The following is a 17,051-nucleotide window of genomic DNA, read 5'->3' on the forward strand; positions in this document are numbered from 1 at the left end:
TCCATCTGATGATTTAGATTGTCTTAACCAAGCACCTTACGTACGGTTGCTAGTAATTGGTCTGGATTGAATGGCTTTACTATCCAGCCTGTAGCTCCCGCGGAGCGGCCCTCCTGTTTTTTTTCTGTGCCAGACTCTGTTGTTAGCATTAGCAAAGGGGTGAATTTGTAGCTTGGTAGGGTGCGCAAGTTACGAATAAGGGTTAATCCGTCCATGATTGGCATGTTCACATCTGAGATAACCAAGTCATACTCGCCCTTTTGAGCAACCTTTAGTGCCTCGTCACCGTTGGAGGCTTCTGTTACATCGAAGCCCGCCGTTTTCAAAGTGAATCCGACCATTTGGCGCATAGAAGCAGAGTCATCGACCGCAAGTATTTTTTTCATAGGATTACCTCCTCATTGAGATCGGCTTGTAACTCTGGGGTTGCGAGTTCAGAAATTGTGATCCCCAGGTTTTCTAAATCAGTTCTAAGTTCTGGCTGGCAGTCTAGCCAGTCAACGTTGAGAGAACGGGCTTTGCATGTTTGGGAAAATAGATAAAGGAGCTGTGCCCCGGCGGTGTCGACTCGAGTGAGTTGGCTCGCATCAATATGTAACTGCTCATCATGAGTGAGTAGTTCTGAAAGTTGCGTGAATATAGGTTGAATATTTCGAATGGTTAGTTCCGAATCCAATTTAATTGTTTGTTCCGACATTTAATTTTCCTTTGGATAGCTTTCCTCATCCCTGCAAGATCAAAAGATAGTCGGCAAATAGCAGTATTTCCTCTTTTCCTGTTACTTTTTTTTGATTAATTAATAGGACTAGTATCCAGCCAGTATAAACAAGGCTAGCTATTTAGTTAGAATCTTCCTTTTTGTCAAATCCCAGTGCATGCATCTGTTTTTAATGGGAAATTTAGTTTGTTGCTGAGAGGGTGATAGATGAGGAGAGGCTTATTGATTTCTATGTTACAGATTGTTTGTTTTGCTAGCGTAATTGATGTAAGTGTTTATAACAGCCCTCATAAATTAAGTCATTTACGAGGGCGTTTAACTACTGGTAATAGCTAATAATTTTATTGACGTCAGCGATGAGGTTGTTGTTTGTGATTTGTGGAAGCTTACCGGGTGATGATGATTTAGGCTTTATAATTGCTACCTTCTGGCCTGAAGGGGATATCAGCGCCATTGCAGCACTATGATCGACTTGATAGTCCTCACCGTCACCAATCATGGCATAGACAAAACCAAGATCTCTAGTGAGAGGAAAGAGCTGTGCATGATCACCTGTAACTGCAGTAAATTGAGGGTTAAAAAAATTCATATAGCTCAGAAGCTTATCTTGAGTATCTCTTTGAGGGTCAACAGAGAGAAAGATAACTTGCACTTCTGAGTGATTTTGCAGTTCAGGGTAGGCTGATGTTAGCTTGCCCATAGTGGTCGGACACACATCGGGGCAAGATGTATAGCCGATAAAAAACAGACTCCACTTGTTGGCTAATTGAGCGTTGGTGAACTGGTTCCCATGTTGATCCGTTAGTGAAAATGGGGCAAGTGGCTTTGCTTTTGGAAAGATAAAGCTGGTGGACAGTGATAGCGTATGATCCTGCTTGCTTATTATGGTGTCTTGCTTAGCCTGCTTAAGTTGAATGGCAGTGAAGCCACCTAAACCTAAGATGACTAGCCCCATTAAGATAGTTACCACAAGTGTTATAGGCTTGGTCATCTTAAATTCCTATGTATGATGAATTATCTATCTAGGGCTAAACCCAAAGGTAGTGATCAACAAGTAATATGATAAATAACAACATCAAATGGTAAATTGAGAATCGAAAGACCTGCATTGCCAGTCCTGGTTTATCTTGGTATTTAAGCTCCCACGATTTATAGATAAATCCACAGCTAAGCAGTGTTGAGCCAATAAGGTAGATAGGGCCACACATACCGACAATAACAGGAAGCAAGCAAGCGATGGCGAGTAAAACGGTATAGAGCAAGATACAGGTTTTAGTGAATTCAGTACCATGCGTTACTGGCAGCATAGGAATATCAACTTTGGCATATTCTGCTTTCCTATGAATCGCTAATGCCCAGAAGTGAGGTGGTGTCCAGGTGAAAATGATAATAACAAGCAGCAGGGCATGACCATGAAACTCACCAGTTATTGATGTCCAGCCAAGTAATGGAGGCATAGCTCCCGCAAGCCCACCGACGACTATATTTTGTGGCGTTGCACGTTTTAGGTAAGCCGTGTAAACCACTGCATAGCCTAATAAACTGGCAAAGGTGAGCCAGGCTGTGAGTTCATTGACTAGCGTATAGAGAAGTACGAAACCTAATGTGGCCAAACTTACTGAAAAAATTAGGGCTTTGATAATAGAGACTCGGCCTTTCGGTAAGGGGCGGTTATAGGTGCGAGCCATCAGGCCATCGATTCTACGATCGATGAGGTGATTGAATGCAGCAGCTGCCCCCGCCATCATACCAATACCAATTAGCCCCACAATCAAGGGTTGCAAGGGCACGCTTCCCGGCACGGCTAAACACATACCAACCAGAACTGTTAACAGCATGAGTGCGACTACTTTGGGCTTAGTCATCTCATAATATGCACGCCACTGTAGTGGCTTATTTTGCTCCTTGGTACTGGAGGCTGGAATGGAAAGTGATTTTGCCATGCTGTTCCCTCGCTTAGGCTTAAAGCCTTTAAATTATAGTTTTTATATTATCTGTTTGATTAGTCTTAAGCTTTTCGCCACAGGGCGTAATTAATGAATACCATAGTGAGCAACAGCATTGCCGCACCAGCATTGTGTGATACCGCAATACCTAGTGGTAGATGTAGTACGACATTACTGATCCCCAGCGATATCTGTAGTACCAGCAGCAAGCTCAACACAACTGCTGATCTCTTTAAGCAGCTAGACTGAGATTGAGTAAAGAGCTTATAAGCTAACCAAATCAGCATAACCGCTGTCACGATAGCACCGAGTCTGTGGGTAACATGTATGGTCATGCGAGAGGGATAATCGAGAACGCCAAACTCATAGGTCTCATGATCCCCCTGAAATGGGTTAAAGGCTTGAACTAAATTAAGATTATTGGTCCAATCCCCTTCGCAGATAGGCAGAGAGGTACAAGCAAGTGCTGCATAATTCGAGGAGGTCCAGCCACCGAGTATAATCTGTAGCACTAATATTCCTAAACAAGCCAGTGCCAGTGGCGCAAGTTGTCGCGCGTAGCTATCACCACCGGGAATTCGTAACGGCTTAGTTCTTAGGTAGAGCAGTAGCAATAGCGATATCAATGCAAAGCCACCGATGAGGTGTGACATAACTACGATTGGCATCAGTTTCATCGTGACGGTCCACATGCCTAGCGCGGCTTGGAATACGATTAATGCTGCTATAAACATAGGTAGTTTTTTTGGCGCATCAGCTTTGCGTAAGCACATGATTAAGATGACTAGCACCATTAACCCTAAGGTGCCGGCAATATAACGATGGATCATCTCAAGCCAGGCTTTTTCTGCTTCTACCGTGTGTTCTGGAAAGGCATCTTTAGCTGCTGTGAGCTCGTGGCTTGCACTCGGGACTTTTAGCATGCCATAGCACCCCGGCCAATCTGGGCAACCAAGCCCCGCATCAGAAAGGCGTGTGTAGGCCCCCATCAATATCACACAAAGGGTGAAAACTAACGTCACTTTAAGAAGAGGTTTGATATCCATTAACCAATCCTCGACAGTTTAAGCATCTTTCTAAGGTCGGCCACTATCGACTTTCCCTGCATGATTTGTGCTTGATGACTTGTGGTGATTGGGTAGCTCATGACCATGCTGCCTAATGGATCAACGATGACAAACTTTTGGTCTTTAAGTAGCTGACTGAGTGCAGCTGTAGGGGTTGCAGTGACAAAGTCGAATGAGGCCAGTGCTGAAATATCACTGTTTTGATCAAGCATGATAATAGTATGGACCCGGTCCTGATTTCGGCCTAATGCGATATGACTTTGTTGCAAAATATACAGTCTATCTAGGCAACTATTATCGCAAACTGCCGGGAGCTGATATAACAGTTGCCACTCTTTAGGTTGAGGGTTGGTCATATCTAGGCTTGGGTAGCTTATTCCTACATCAAGTAGTTCACCCTTGTTGGTTGCGCCGCCATTATACAGCCCAAAGCTCAAAATCAGCTTGGCTGCGATAACTGGTACAGCAAAGGCCAGTAGTAGTAATAGCAGCGTTTTTTTGCCGTTCTTTTTGGGGGAGTTCATTCTATCTCCTCTGTATTATTTGGGTATCACGTTACCTTTGTGGCTGCACCACCTCATTGAGCTTGTGTCAGCCTGCATTACCATTACAGCTATGCAAAACGATTGGTAATCGTGAACAACTTAATATCAGTGCACCCCGGAACGGCTAGGACGCATATTTTCTAACCTACATGGTCTATTCTGGGTTAGCAATAGCGATGTTGGTATAAAGTTAAATTACTTATCTTATTGTTTTAGTTTGCGAAAAAGCAAATAAAGCATAATGAATCCAAACACGCCTGCCATGCTAAACCATTGAACCGCATAGCCTTGATGCTTCTGGGCTGACAAGGGGATGGGTTGCCAAGGGTGTGGCAGGGTGTCGTTAGGTAGATTACTTGGCTGCAATACGCTACTGGCGAGTGGGTGATCTATTAACAGTGACAGTTGCTCAAGGTTGAGGTTTTGAATGCGTTTAGGCCACCCCGATTCAGCCATTAATTGAGAGCTCATTGGGTTGCTCTCTTTTTGATATACCCGACCTTTAAGCTCCAGAGGCTGATTAACGGGTTCGATACTTGGCAGCACTGCGCGGTCATACTCTCCAGCAACAAACCCAAGCTCTACGAGCAGCCAAGGTTGAGTCGGGCTGATTTCAAAAACCTGATAAGCTAAATATCCAACTTGTCTATCGAGTACTTGGTTATCAAGTAAAAAAATGTGCTGCATAGCAGGTGTAGCTTGAGTGGTTAGTCTAAAACCAGTGGGGTTTTCAGTTTTAGGCAGTGCTAGTAATTGTGAATAATCGAATTCCGCACTTGCTTGACGTTCACTAAGAGCTGCTTGCCATTGTTGCTTTTGCTCGCCACGTTCGAGCTGCCAAAAACCTAGCTTGACCAAAATTGAAAACACTATCACAGTAGAAAGCACAATAAAAAACCATGCGGCCGCCCCACGGACTCGAGGAATCATAATGAACGCACTATTTGTTTTTAAACTGGTTTTAGTACTGCTACTACTATTCATACTTGTTAACTTAGCGCGAGCCTTGTTTGTGATGGTTAAGGGTGAAAATAAAGTCCCGATGAGCCAGTTTTTAGGTCGCCGAGTACTCTTTTCGGTATTGGTGGTTATGTTGTTGCTACTCGCTTTAGGGGCTGGGATTATCACGCCTAACCCCAGGCCCTATTAATGCATTATTTTGTTTTATCTATAGTACGTAGACGAAGATAAACAGACATAGCCATACCACATCAACGAAGTGCCAATACCAACTACCTGCTTGAAAGGCAAAATGCTGTTTAGGGGTGAAATGCCCCTTAAGCACTCGCATGAACAATACGATAAGAAACACGGTTCCTAAGGTAACGTGCATACCGTGAAAACCTGTGAGTAAGAAGAAGGTATTGCCGTAAATCCCTGACTCAAGCGTTAGCCCCATTTCAGTATAGGCGTGTACATATTCCTCTACCTGCAGGAACAGGAATCCAATGCCTAACAGAATTGTAAGCCCCAGCCATAGGGTCAATGCTTTGCGCTTATCTTTCTCTAAGCCGACATGTGCAAAATGCAATGTAACTGAAGAGGTAAGTAGAATTAGCGTGTTATAGAGTGGTAATCCGGTCCAACCCATCGCTTCGGTTGTAGTGCCATCTGGTGTGGTGACTAATGGCCAAACGGCTTCAAATGTTGGCCAAAGTACCTCATGAGTCATGGCATTATTTGATGCACCACCTAGCCAAGGTATGGCGATCATACGGGCGTAAAATAGCGCGCCAAAAAAGGCCGCAAAGAACATCACTTCTGAAAAGATAAACCAGCTCATACCTTGTCTAAATGAACGATCCATCTGCTTGGAGTACAGTCCAGCCATTGATTCTGCAATCACTGTTCTAAACCAGCCAAAAATCATAAAAATGATAATGGCGATACCCGCTAACAGAATATAACCGCCGATGCCGCCTTCTGTGTTCAATTCAGAGACATAGCTACCAGCACCAAAGGCGATGAGGAATAGACCTATGGCACCAATAATCGGCCAAGCGCTTTGGGCGGGTACGTAATAAGGTTCGTGCTTAATTGTCATCTTGTGGCTCCTTGCTCTTCATTATCGACAGCGGCAATAATCGGCCCGGCACGCGGTGCTAGCACTTTAAAAGGGTGATATAACGTGTTCATCTTGCGGCTCCTTACTCTGCAACATTGTCGACATAGCCTTTGTCTGTGATGTTGTAGAGGGTGTAAGAGAGGGTCAAGGTTGAAATGGAATCCGGTAATTCAGGGTCCACATAAAAGATGAGTGGTAGATCTGCACTGGCAGTAGGTTTGAGCACTTGCTGATTAAAACAAAAGCACTCAGTTTTATTAAAGTAGGCGGCGCCTAACCCTGGAGAGACCGACGGTATTGCTTGGCCGACAATATGTTCTGCCGACAAATTCTTAGCAACAAAGTGAGTTCGTATTAACTCGCCTGGGTGCACCTGCATGGTATTCATTTCCGGTTTAAATTCCCAAGGCATATCGCTTTGTATTTGGGACATAAACTCAACGGTTACCGTTCTACTTGTATCTACCGTGATGGGCTTATAAACACTGGCAGTACTTTGAGTCTTGCCATTAATACCTAAAGTGTCGCAAAGCACATCATATAAAGGTACCAGAGCAAATCCAAAGCCAAACATACCGACAGCGCCAAGAATGAGCATGCCTATAAGTTTACGATTAGATTTTCCCTGGACCTGTTTCATCTTTATTTCACCTCTGGTGGTGTTGTAAACGAGTGGTAAGGTGCTGGACTTGGAATGGTCCATTCGAGTCCTTCTGAACCTTCCCAAGGTTTAGCTGGGGCTTTTTCACCCCCACGAATACACTTGAGTACCACCGCTAAAAAGATAAATTGTGATAGTCCAAAGGCAAAGCCGCCGATAGATACAATTTGGTTTACGTCAGCAAACTGAATCGCATAATCAGGAATACGGCGAGGCATACCTGCTAAACCAAGGAAATGCATAGGGAAAAACAATACATTTACTGAGATAACAGAACACCAAAAATGCCAACGGCCCAGCGTTTCGCTATACATATTCCCGGTCCATTTTGGCAGCCAATAATAAGCAGCCGCCATAATGGAGAATATTGCGCCAGTCACCAGTACATAGTGGAAGTGGGCTACCACAAAGTATGTATCGTGATACTGGAAATCGGCTGGAGTAATCGCCAACATTAGGCCTGAAAAGCCCCCGATGGTGAAGAGTATGATAAACGCGACGGCAAATAGCATTGGCGTTTCAAAGCTGATTGAGCCACGCCACATCGTCGCAACCCAGTTAAACACCTTCACCCCAGTCGGCACCGCAATCAACATGGTGCAATACATAAAGAAGAGTTCGGCAAACACCGGCATCCCCGTGGTAAACATGTGATGTGCCCACACCAAAAACGACAGTACAGCGATACTCGCGGTGGCGTAAACCATAGAAGCATAGCCAAACAAAGGCTTACGACTGAATGCTGGTACGATTGCAGAGATAATGCCGAAAGAGGGTAAGATCATGATGTAAACCTCAGGGTGACCGAAGAACCAGAATATATGCTGGAACATCACAGGGTCGCCACCACCTGCCGCATCAAAAAACGCGGTACCGAAGTATTTATCCGTTAGCACCATAGTCACCGTGCCAGCAAGCACCGGCATCACCGCTATCAATAGGAAGGCGGTAATTAACCAGGTCCAGACAAATAACGGCAACTTCATCCACGTCATGCCGGGGGCACGCATATTGACAATGGTCACCACGACGTTAATCGCGCCCATAATCGAACTTATGCCCATAATGTGCACGGAAAAAACGAATAAAGCTGTGCTGTCCGGGCTATATGTCGTCGATAGCGGCGCGTAGAAAGTCCAACCAAAGTTAGGTCCGCCACCTTCCATGAACAGTGAACTCAGTAAAATCACAAAAGCAAAAGGTAGGATCCAAAAGCTCCAGTTATTCATTCGAGGCAGTGCCATATCTGGCGCACCAATCATCATAGGGATCAACCAGTTTGCCAGACCTGTAAAGGCGGGCATAACGGCGCCGAACACCATAACAAGACCATGTACTGTGGTCATTTGGTTAAAAAAGTTAGGTTCGACTAACTGTAGGCCCGGCTGAAATAGCTCAGCGCGAATAACCATAGCCATTGCGCCACCAGTCAGGAACATGATGAAGCTAAACCATAAGTACAGGGTTCCAATATCTTTGTGGTTGGTAGTTAATATCCAACGCATAATGCCTTTCGGAGCACCATGATGATGGTCATCATGGTGATCGTCGTGAGCGACAGGTGAATCTTGAGTAATTGTGCTCATTTTTATCCCCTACTTTCCGTGACCAACAACGTCAGAAGCTTGAATGGCATCACCAGAGTTATTTCCCCAAGCATTACGCTCATAAGTCACCACTGCAGCAAGCTGTTGCGGTGTTAACTGAGAGTAGAATGCCTGCATTGCCGTGCCAGGCTTACCTTTGATAACAATATCTAGGTGATTTGACACTGGACCTGTGATGACAGGACTACCGATTAATGAAGGGAAAACCGGTGGCATACCAGCACCAGTTGGCTGGTGGCATGCTACGCAACTGGTCATATAGACTTTCTCACCCATGGCCATTAACTCGTCCATGGTTAAGTCATCTAACACAACCGCTTTTGCCTCTTCAACAGCTTCAGTTCCCTTTGCTTCAACGGCTTGGGTTTCTGGTAGGTTGGCGGGTAAGGTCGTCGGAGTTGCGCCTACATCATCGGGGTTAGCATTTTCACCAGCACTAACATCCGCTGCTTGCACGCTCTCACCTGAGTCATTTCCCCATGCATTTCTCTCAAAGGTCACAACTGCAGCAATCTCTGTCGCAGTAAGTTGTTTAGCAAAGGCTTGCATTGCCGTACCTGACTTACCATTTACCACAATATTGATATGGTCAGAGACAGGCCCCTTGATGACAGGACTGCCGATAAGAGACGGGAATACACCAGGTAAGCCAGCCCCGTTGGGTTGGTGACATGCGGCGCAGTGAGACAAGTAAACTTGCTCTCCTTGAGTCATTAACTCGTCCATGCTCAAGGTTTGAGATAGCGCAGCTTTTGCTTCGGCTTCTGCATTGTTGGCAGCTTGTTTTTGCGCGATGAGCCATTTATCAAAGTCGGCCTCTGATAGCGCTTCGACCACAATTGGCATAAAACCATGGTCCTTGCCGCAAAGCTCAGCACATTGACCTCGATAAACACCGGGTTTATCTATTTTGGTCCATGCTTCGTTGATAAAGCCTGGGTTAGCATCTTTTTTGACTGCAAAAGCAGGAACCCACCAAGAGTGGATCACATCTTCTGAGGTCATTAGAAAACGCACTTTTCGATTGATAGGCAGCACGAGCGGCTTATCTACTTCGAGTAAGTAGTGTTCGCCTTTTTCTTGCGTTCCCTCAATTTGTTCACGAGGAGTCGACATCAAGCTGAAAAACTCAACGTCTTGGTTAAAGTAACTGTAATGCCACTTCCACTGTGAGCCAGTGATTTTGATAGTTAAGTCAGCATCGCTTGGATCTTCCATTGCAATCAATGTTTTGGTTGCTGGAATTGCCATGCCTATAAGAATAATAAAAGGTACCACAGTCCACAAAATCTCGACTTTAGTACTTTCATGAAAGTTGGCGGCTACTGCGCCTTTTGATTTGCGGTGGTTGATCATGGCATAAATCATTGCGCCAAAAACAACGATGCCAATAGCACAACAGATGTAAAGGATGATCATGTGAAGGTTATAAACCTCCCCACTAATTTCCGTTACGCCCTTTGTCATATTAAGCGGCATTTCTGATGCAAAAAGTGCAGGCGAAAATATTAACGCCAACACACAATACAACAATTGCTTCACTAGACTTCTCCTCTGTCAACAAGACAAAGAAGAGTCACACAGTAAGTCTCTGCTCTATGTAAACTCTTCAGTTCCCAAAAAAGCAACGATGACTTCAAAGTGTAGTGGTGGTTTAAATATTGTTGTTTATATGGCTTTATTTTTGCCAGACTTAACCACGCTCACACCTACGGCTGAATATATCAGGCCCGATTTCAGCGAGGTAAATTTCTAGCTTTTATACAACAAGCAGGGTCTTTACTTAGCTGACAACAAAATCGTTTTAGATATAACAAAATATCGTTGTTATAACTGCTAACTTACTTGGTGTTTAAATCTTGATCAAGATCAATTTCTAAAAGTTATGTAGAAAAATTAAGCTGATAATGGCCAGAGTGTATATTTAATTTTAGCCAAGAAGGTGAGTTTAGGTGAGATTAGGACTGAGCAGGTTGAAGGGAAAAAATCCCCAAGGGGGACTTTAAATTACCATATTTACGATGTACTGCTACTTTGAATTAAAGAGGCTTAGTGTAGCGCCGCAAACAGGCTAGCTTGTCTCACATCTATATCAGTATTGTGCATCACCTGTTCATGGGTCTGAGCATCTTCGATAACTATACCTAAGGCTCTGGCACTCTTTGCGACTAATTGAAGGCGTCGATTATCACGTGTATCTAGAGAGGGCGTCCAGCTGATCACTGCGCTTGATGTCCCACTGGTCAAAGCTTTTTCCATCGCCCAAAGGGTTTCAAATTCATCTTTAGCATGGACTAAAAGTACCCGATCCATTCTGACTCCAGCTTCGGCTAGCAGCTTTTTATAGCCAATATTAGGGGGGCTTATCAGGACTATCCATTGCCCTTGATGACTCAGGCTGGCGAGCTGATTACTGACTTTTTTTAGCTCTTCTCGACCTTGGGTATGTGTTGTCATAGTGGTAATGCTTGTACACTCTTTCGCAGCAGGTAATTGGTCAGCAGTATCTATCCATAAACCAGGATGTTTGGGGCTAATTCCTATTAGGGTTTTCATTACTGACCTCCTTTTGACATGAGTGGGTTTATCAATTTACTGCCAACTTCCGTTGCGGATAACACCTACGGCTAAACCTTCAATGCTTAAGCTTTGACTGGTTAGATCGACAACAATTGGTGAATAATCTTCATTTTCTGCATGCAGGTATACAATGCTGCCTTTTTTCTCAAAACGCTTAACGGTGACGTCGTCTTCGACTCGGGCAACAATCACTTGTCCGTTTCTTGCTTGTTCAATCTTATGCACGGCGAGAAGATCACCCTCTAAGATGCCAATATCTTTCATACTGTCGCCGCGAACTTTCAAAAGAAAATCAGCACTAGGACGGAACATATTAGGATCGACTTGGTAATGCTGTTCAATATGCTCTTGAGCAAGAATGGGTTCACCAGCAGCAACTTGGCCTATTAAGGGCAGACCTTGCTCTTCTGGTTCACTCTCCTGAGTTAAGCGAATACCGCGTGAGGTGCCAGGAATAATTTCAATGCAGCCCTTTTTGGCTAGCGCCTTTAAATGCTCTTCTGCGGCATTTGCACTCTTGAAACCTAAACGTCTTGCTATCTCTGCGCGGGTTGGCGGCATGCCAGTATCGGAAATGTTGCGCTTAATAAGCTCTAAGATCTCGGCTTGTCTTGGTGTCAAAGGTCTCATGATGAATCCTGTCTTTCTATACAGTACCTGTCAGTATATACAGTATTTTTTGCAGTGCAAGGATTAACCAAATTTTATCAACTTTAATTATTTATGAGCCAAATTCGATATTTATGTTTGAAAGGCTGCAATTTAAAACAGTGACTATCCTTAGGGATGCCGCTATAGCATGACTTAAATTGGCTTTTGTTAATGACATTAGGGCTATCTCTTCTTTATCTGGTATTCTATGCGGCTATTAAGGTGGCTCACATTGCATAAGAAAATGTCTAAAAAAGATTCTCTTTGGTATAAATCATTACGCTGGATCCAGAAAAAGCTGGTGCACACTATCGTTGTGCCCCATGAACCTTTCGCAGATCTTAACCTCGATCCTGAAAAGCCAGTTGTTTATGTGATGAAGACTGAGTCGCTCAGTGATATCGCTGCTTTAAGCGAAATTACTGCAAACTACGGCCTTCCCAGTCCCTATGACGCACTTGAGGTGGATAATAAATCTACACCTAGAGTGGTTTGTCTAGAGGGGGCGAAACCTTTATTTGGCTGCCGAGAGAGCAATGAGTTCTTTTTGAACAGTTTTATGGACTTATTGAAAGTGCATAAAGAGAAGCCTGAGCTTGATATTCAACTCGTGCCTGTCAGCCTGTATTGGGGACGTACTCCCGGTAAGGAGGACGACACAATGAAAGCTGCAGTGCTTGAGCGTCAGAATCCTACTTGGTTACGCAAGTGCCTTATGATCCTCTTTTTAGGGCGTCACAACTTTGTACAATTTTCAGATGCAGTGTCTATCCGCCATATGGCTGATGAACATGGCACCGACAAGCGGATTGCCCATAAGCTTGCACGCGTAGCTAGAGTCCACTTTAGTCGTCAGCGAAAAGTGATGACAGGTCCTGTTCTTCCTAATCGACAGTTGTTGTTTAAAGATCTGATCAACTCCCCTAGCTTACAAAAAGCGATTGCGGAGGAGGTGAGCAATAAGAAGATCTCTGAAGCGGAAGCTAAGGCTAAAGCTATGGAGTATCTTGATGAGGTTGCCGCAGATTATTCAGATAGCTTAGTGCGTATCGCTGAACGATTTTTGACTTGGTTGTGGAATAAACTCTACAAAGGTATCAATATCAAAGGTGCTGAACAGGTCAGAAAGTTGCATCACGATGGTCATGAGATCATCTATGTGCCTTGTCATCGTAGCCATATGGATTACCTACTACTTTCCTATATTCTTTATTACCAAGGCATGGTGCCACCGCATATTGCCGCTGGTATAAACCTTAACTTCTGGCCAGCAGGTCCCATGTTTAGACGTGGTGGCGCATTCTTTATTCGTCGTAGTTTTAGGGGCAATAAGCTTTATACCGCAGTATTTCGTGAATACTTAGATCAGTTATTTACCAAAGGTTATTCGGTTGAGTATTTCACCGAAGGAGGCCGCTCACGTACTGGTCGTCTATTAGCGCCTAAGACTGGCATGATTGCGATGACATTGAATAGTGTACTTAGAGGAGTGGAGCGTCCAGTTACTCTAGTGCCTGTTTATCTGGGTTATGATCATGTCATGGAAGTTGCGACTTATCATAAAGAACTGAGTGGTAAGAAGAAAAAGAAAGAATCGGTATGGCAAGTTTTTGGTGCCATTCGTAAGCTAGGTAATTTTGGTCAAGGCTATGTGAATTTCGGTCAACCTATTACGCTACACAATTATCTCGACGAGCAAGTGCCTGATTGGAGAGGTGAGGTTGCTAATGATCCTGAGCAGAAGCCTAAATGGCTAACCCCAGTAGTTAATACCTTAGCAAATCGAGTGATGACTAATATCAATGATGCGGCAGCAGTAAGCTCAGTAACATTGACCAGCCTAGTTTTACTTGCATCTGAGCAACATGCGCTCGAAAGAAAACAGTTGGAAAAACAGTTAGACCTCTACCTATGTTTACTCAAAGATCTGCCTTATACCTCGTACACATCAGTACCAGAGGGGGATGGTAAACATCTCGTTCAGCAGGGGCTAGAGCTTAAGAAGATTCAGCTCGATAGTGATCCACTCGGTGATATCATCTCTATCGATGAGAGTATAGCTGTGGCGATGACCTATTATCGAAATAATATTATTCATCTTTTCGTCGTGCCGTCACTGGTTGCCAGTTGCGTGACTCAGCATGAGCATCTTTCAAGAGATGAGATCGTCGACACCATTAATGATTTCTATCCTCTTCTCCAAGCTGAGCTCTTTATGGGGATTGAAGATGTTGAAGCTAATGTGAATCAGGTGCTAGACCTGTTCGTTGCGCAAGGACTGCTGACAGAGGGGAATAGTTTTGCTCCTGTAGAAGATAAGATTAATCAGCTACTTTTACTCGCTGGTACTGTGAGTGAAACCTTGCAACGTTATGCAATTATTTTTAACTTGCTGGATGTCTGTCCTAAGATGGAGCGCTCAGAACTAGAGCGTGAAAGTCACAAATTGGCACAAAGACTCGGCGCGTTACATGGTATAACGGCCCCAGAATTTTACGATAAGAAGTTATACGGGACCCTAAGTGTCAAACTGAAGGAGCTTGGATATATTCTAGATAGTGAAAAACGAGATGAAGTTCAAAGGATTAGATTACGTGCAAATGGCTTGCTTCGTTCATCAGTAAGACAAACAATTGAAGATAGTGTAGCCGCGGAGCACAAAGCCTAATGTTGAGAAACCTACAAACGCTTATTAAGTTGGAGAGCCAGACTTAATGGCCAATCATATGAATGCTGCCAAGAGTGGCACACAGAGTCGCTCTTTGCTTGGTGGAGCAGTGATCATCGCCGGAACAGCCGTCGGTGCAGGAATGTTTTCTCTGCCCGTTGTTGGTGCCGGAATGTGGTTTAGCTACTCAGTGGCTATGCTGATAGGCGTTTGGTTTTGCATGTTGGTGTCAGGCTTGTTGTTACTTGAAACTAACCTGCACTTTAAACCTGGTGCTAGCTTCGACACCTTAACACGTGAAACCTTAGGTAATTTCTGGCGTATTGTTAATGGCTTATCTATTGCCTTTGTACTCTACATACTCGCTTATGCGTACATCAGTGGCGGTGGATCGATTGTTAACCATAGCCTAGAAGCTGCTGGTATCGAGCTACCACAAAGCATTGCCGGGCTCGTCTTTGCCTTAGGTTTAGCCTTTATTGTTTTTATCAGTACAAAGGCTGTCGATAGGATCACCACTATCATGCTTGGCGGTATGATTATCACCTTCTTCCTTGCGATTGGAAATCTGTTGGTTGATATCGATACCGTAAAGCTATTTTCCCCTGATGGCGAAGCGACATATCTGCCCTATATGTTAGCAGCTCTACCTTTCGGTTTAGTGAGTTTTGGCTATCATGGCAACGTACCTAGCTTAGTTAAATACTATGGTAAAGATCCTTCGACTATCATCAAGGCAATCGTTTTAGGCACCTTAATCGCATTTGTTATCTACCTTTGCTGGTTGGTAGCGACTATGGGAAATATCGCCAGAAGTGAGTTTGTCGATATCATCGCTCAGGGTGGTAATATGGGCGTCCTTGTTGGTGCTTTGTCTGGTGCGATTGCCAGTGACTGGCTGACCAGTATGTTGACCCTGTTTGCCAATTTAGCCGTAGCCTCATCGTTCCTTGGCGTGACCTTAGGATTATTTGACTATCTCGCTGATTTGTTTGGTTTTGATGAGTCATCAATGGGACGTTTAAAAACGGCTGCAGTGACTTTCCTGCCACCAACAGTGTTAGGGCTGCTGTTTCCAAACGGCTTTTTGATTGCTATCGGTTTTGCTGCGTTAGCAGCAACCATTTGGGCGGCAATCGTACCTGCTATGATGGCGCATAAATCGAGAAAAATGTTCCCTGATTCAGATGGCTTCAAAGTACCAGGCGGTACTCCTGTTATTGCGATAGTTATTTTATTTGGTATTGTCACCGGTGCATGTCATCTCTTGGTGATGGCCGATCTATTGCCTGCTTTCGGATAATCACACCTGATCGAGAGCAAAGCCGTGCATCGGCTTTGCTCTTACAACATTCGCCCCAGTCTGTTTTCCCCTCCCTTTATTGTCGGTGTATTTATGGTCATAATACTTGCGCTAACTAGACTTTATTGACTCTAAATACTGCTGTGGTGTGCTGTTACGTGAGCGCTTAAAAGCCTTACTAAAGCTTTGCTTATTGGCATAGCCTAATAGAGAGGTGATCTCCTCAATACTTTTATTCTCAAGCATATACTTTATGGCTTGGTTACTCAGGATGTAACCGGATAAATTATTAAAGTTAAAGCCGTGTTTTTGCAATCCCCTTTGGAGTTGCTGCCTAGAGGTATTAAAGAGCTCTGCAACCCTATCTACGCTTGGAAGTCCGTAATATCGAGAGTAATTAACCATTTCAAACAGCACTTTAGGCGTATCGTGGGGTTGGGGCATATCTAGATATTGTTCAAGTTCAGCAATCGATAAAGACAGCTTTTTCTGCTCGGGCTGCGGTTGAATAGACTGCATAACTAAAGCTTGAGTATCAATCCAAAGTTCTGTTTGAGCTGCATTCCAAATGACATTACAGCCAAATAGTGCCTCAGTTTCCAATTTGTTAGTAACAGGTCCGCTAATGTGGATCTGCAAGGGCTGGTAATCTTGGCCAAGAAAATGTCGTAGCGCATTGAAGATAAAGATAGCCACTCGCAGTGAATCATGGCTTTTTTGTTTATCGAATGCATATGGGTTTCTGTAGCACCATTTGATTATCTTTCCTGATTGAATGACGTAATAGCTGGCCCCAGAGTGAAAGCTTGATATCGCGTAGTTAATACGCCTGACAGACATCGCAAGATCGGGACCACCAAGAAAATTAATGCCCGGAATATCCAGTTTTGAGAAACAGAGATAATCAGCAATTTTCACCATCATATTTTCGTCTTGAGTTAACACTTCAATCTGCTCGATCCAGCGGGATAATTCAGAGAAGGGGATGAGTGACATAGGTTCATCGATCAGAGATTGTGGGATCGATAATGTATGGGGCGTAATTGCATACCGCTGCTCGATGCCTAGAAAGAAACTGTGCAGATAACAGCTTCTGATAAAAGAGGTATTGAACTTCATCTCTAAAACTCACTGACTATGTTTGGCTTAATTAAATCATTATGCGCGCCCATTTGATACAAGTTGACTGTAAATCTTGTTAGAAATGACACAGAGGTCAAACTGGTTACAAATTTTTACA

At 44.1% G+C, this 17,051-nt stretch carries 17 protein-coding genes; 3 read left to right on the forward strand and 14 right to left on the reverse strand.

The annotated features are described in order from the left end of the window. Positions 1 to 23: 23 nt before the first annotated feature. The 7 genes from BM736_RS14240 to BM736_RS14270 all read right to left on the reverse strand — a co-directional run bounded on the left by BM736_RS14240 (position 24) and on the right by BM736_RS14270 (position 5,206). Positions 24 to 386 carry a response regulator gene (locus tag BM736_RS14240; protein WP_076413335.1) on the reverse strand — a complete coding sequence of 121 codons (363 nt, stop codon included), beginning with the start codon at positions 384 to 386 and terminating at the stop codon, positions 24 to 26. Beyond that, positions 383 to 697: a lipid asymmetry maintenance protein MlaB gene (locus BM736_RS14245; RefSeq protein WP_076413337.1), complete on the reverse strand. Its 315-nt coding sequence runs from the start codon at positions 695 to 697 to the stop codon at positions 383 to 385. The genes BM736_RS14240 and BM736_RS14245 overlap by 4 nt, the downstream gene beginning before the upstream one ends. A gap of 340 nt (positions 698 to 1,037) precedes the next feature. Beyond that, positions 1,038 to 1,709, reverse strand: a complete 672-nt coding sequence (locus BM736_RS14250) for an SCO family protein (RefSeq protein ID WP_076413339.1) — start codon at positions 1,707 to 1,709, stop codon at positions 1,038 to 1,040. Between the two features lie 37 nt (positions 1,710 to 1,746). Beyond that, positions 1,747 to 2,661 (reverse strand): heme o synthase, encoded by a 915-nt coding sequence (gene cyoE, locus BM736_RS14255; RefSeq protein ID WP_076413341.1) that lies wholly within the window; start codon positions 2,659 to 2,661, stop codon positions 1,747 to 1,749. 65 nt (positions 2,662 to 2,726) lie between these two features. Beyond that, the gene (locus BM736_RS14260; protein WP_076413343.1) at positions 2,727 to 3,710 is read right to left on the reverse strand and encodes a heme A synthase; all 984 of its coding nucleotides are present in this window, start codon (positions 3,708 to 3,710) and stop codon (positions 2,727 to 2,729) included. Beyond that, positions 3,710 to 4,255, reverse strand: coding sequence for a hypothetical protein (locus BM736_RS14265; RefSeq protein ID WP_076413345.1), 546 nt, complete (start codon positions 4,253 to 4,255; stop codon positions 3,710 to 3,712). Before BM736_RS14265 ends, BM736_RS14260 begins: the two co-directional genes overlap by 1 nt. 225 nt (positions 4,256 to 4,480) lie before the next feature. Beyond that, positions 4,481 to 5,206 (reverse strand): SURF1 family protein, encoded by a 726-nt coding sequence (locus tag BM736_RS14270; protein WP_076413347.1) that lies wholly within the window; start codon positions 5,204 to 5,206, stop codon positions 4,481 to 4,483. A 1-nt stretch (position 5,207) separates the two neighbouring features. Here BM736_RS14270 and BM736_RS14275 point away from each other — a divergent pair, with 1 nt between their 5' ends. After that, positions 5,208 to 5,426 (forward strand): DUF2909 family protein, encoded by a 219-nt coding sequence (locus tag BM736_RS14275; RefSeq protein WP_076413349.1) that lies wholly within the window; start codon positions 5,208 to 5,210, stop codon positions 5,424 to 5,426. 18 nt (positions 5,427 to 5,444) lie between these two features. Here BM736_RS14275 and BM736_RS14280 read toward each other — a convergent pair whose 3' ends face one another. The 6 genes from BM736_RS14280 to lexA all read right to left on the reverse strand — a co-directional run bounded on the left by BM736_RS14280 (position 5,445) and on the right by lexA (position 11,819). Beyond that, complete coding sequence (locus BM736_RS14280; protein WP_076413351.1) at positions 5,445 to 6,320, reverse strand: cytochrome c oxidase subunit 3; 876 nt, start codon at positions 6,318 to 6,320, stop codon at positions 5,445 to 5,447. 103 nt (positions 6,321 to 6,423) lie between these two features. Further along, positions 6,424 to 6,981 carry a cytochrome c oxidase assembly protein gene (locus tag BM736_RS14285; RefSeq protein ID WP_076413353.1) on the reverse strand — a complete coding sequence of 186 codons (558 nt, stop codon included), beginning with the start codon at positions 6,979 to 6,981 and terminating at the stop codon, positions 6,424 to 6,426. 2 nt (positions 6,982 to 6,983) lie between these two features. Then, positions 6,984 to 8,588 (reverse strand): cytochrome c oxidase subunit I, encoded by a 1,605-nt coding sequence (ctaD, locus tag BM736_RS14290; protein ID WP_076413355.1) that lies wholly within the window; start codon positions 8,586 to 8,588, stop codon positions 6,984 to 6,986. A 9-nt stretch (positions 8,589 to 8,597) separates the two neighbouring features. Beyond that, entirely contained in the window at positions 8,598 to 10,151 is a 1,554-nt protein-coding gene (gene coxB / locus BM736_RS14295) for a cytochrome c oxidase subunit II (protein WP_076413357.1), read from the reverse strand. 507 nt (positions 10,152 to 10,658) lie between these two features. Continuing rightward, positions 10,659 to 11,165, reverse strand: coding sequence for a cell division inhibitor SulA (locus BM736_RS14300; protein WP_076413359.1), 507 nt, complete (start codon positions 11,163 to 11,165; stop codon positions 10,659 to 10,661). A 36-nt stretch (positions 11,166 to 11,201) separates the two neighbouring features. Next, complete coding sequence (lexA, locus tag BM736_RS14305) at positions 11,202 to 11,819, reverse strand: transcriptional repressor LexA (protein ID WP_076413361.1); 618 nt, start codon at positions 11,817 to 11,819, stop codon at positions 11,202 to 11,204. Positions 11,820 to 12,084: 265 nt separating this feature from the next. Between lexA and plsB the strand changes: the two genes are divergently transcribed. Both plsB and mtr read left to right on the forward strand, forming a co-directional pair. Then, on the forward strand, positions 12,085 to 14,508 hold the full coding sequence (gene plsB, locus BM736_RS14310; RefSeq protein WP_076413363.1) for a glycerol-3-phosphate 1-O-acyltransferase PlsB: 2,424 nt from the start codon (positions 12,085 to 12,087) through the stop codon (positions 14,506 to 14,508). A 46-nt stretch (positions 14,509 to 14,554) separates the two neighbouring features. Further along, positions 14,555 to 15,811, forward strand: a complete 1,257-nt coding sequence (gene mtr, locus BM736_RS14315) for a tryptophan permease (RefSeq protein ID WP_076413365.1) — start codon at positions 14,555 to 14,557, stop codon at positions 15,809 to 15,811. A gap of 111 nt (positions 15,812 to 15,922) precedes the next feature. Here the strand turns inward: mtr and BM736_RS14320 are convergent, their stop codons facing one another. Beyond that, entirely contained in the window at positions 15,923 to 16,930 is a 1,008-nt protein-coding gene (locus BM736_RS14320) for an AraC family transcriptional regulator (protein WP_076413367.1), read from the reverse strand. Positions 16,931 to 17,051 lie beyond the last annotated feature (121 nt).

The sequence above is a fragment of the Shewanella sp. UCD-KL12 genome (assembly GCF_001957125.1).
Lineage (GTDB): Bacteria > Pseudomonadota > Gammaproteobacteria > Enterobacterales > Shewanellaceae > Shewanella.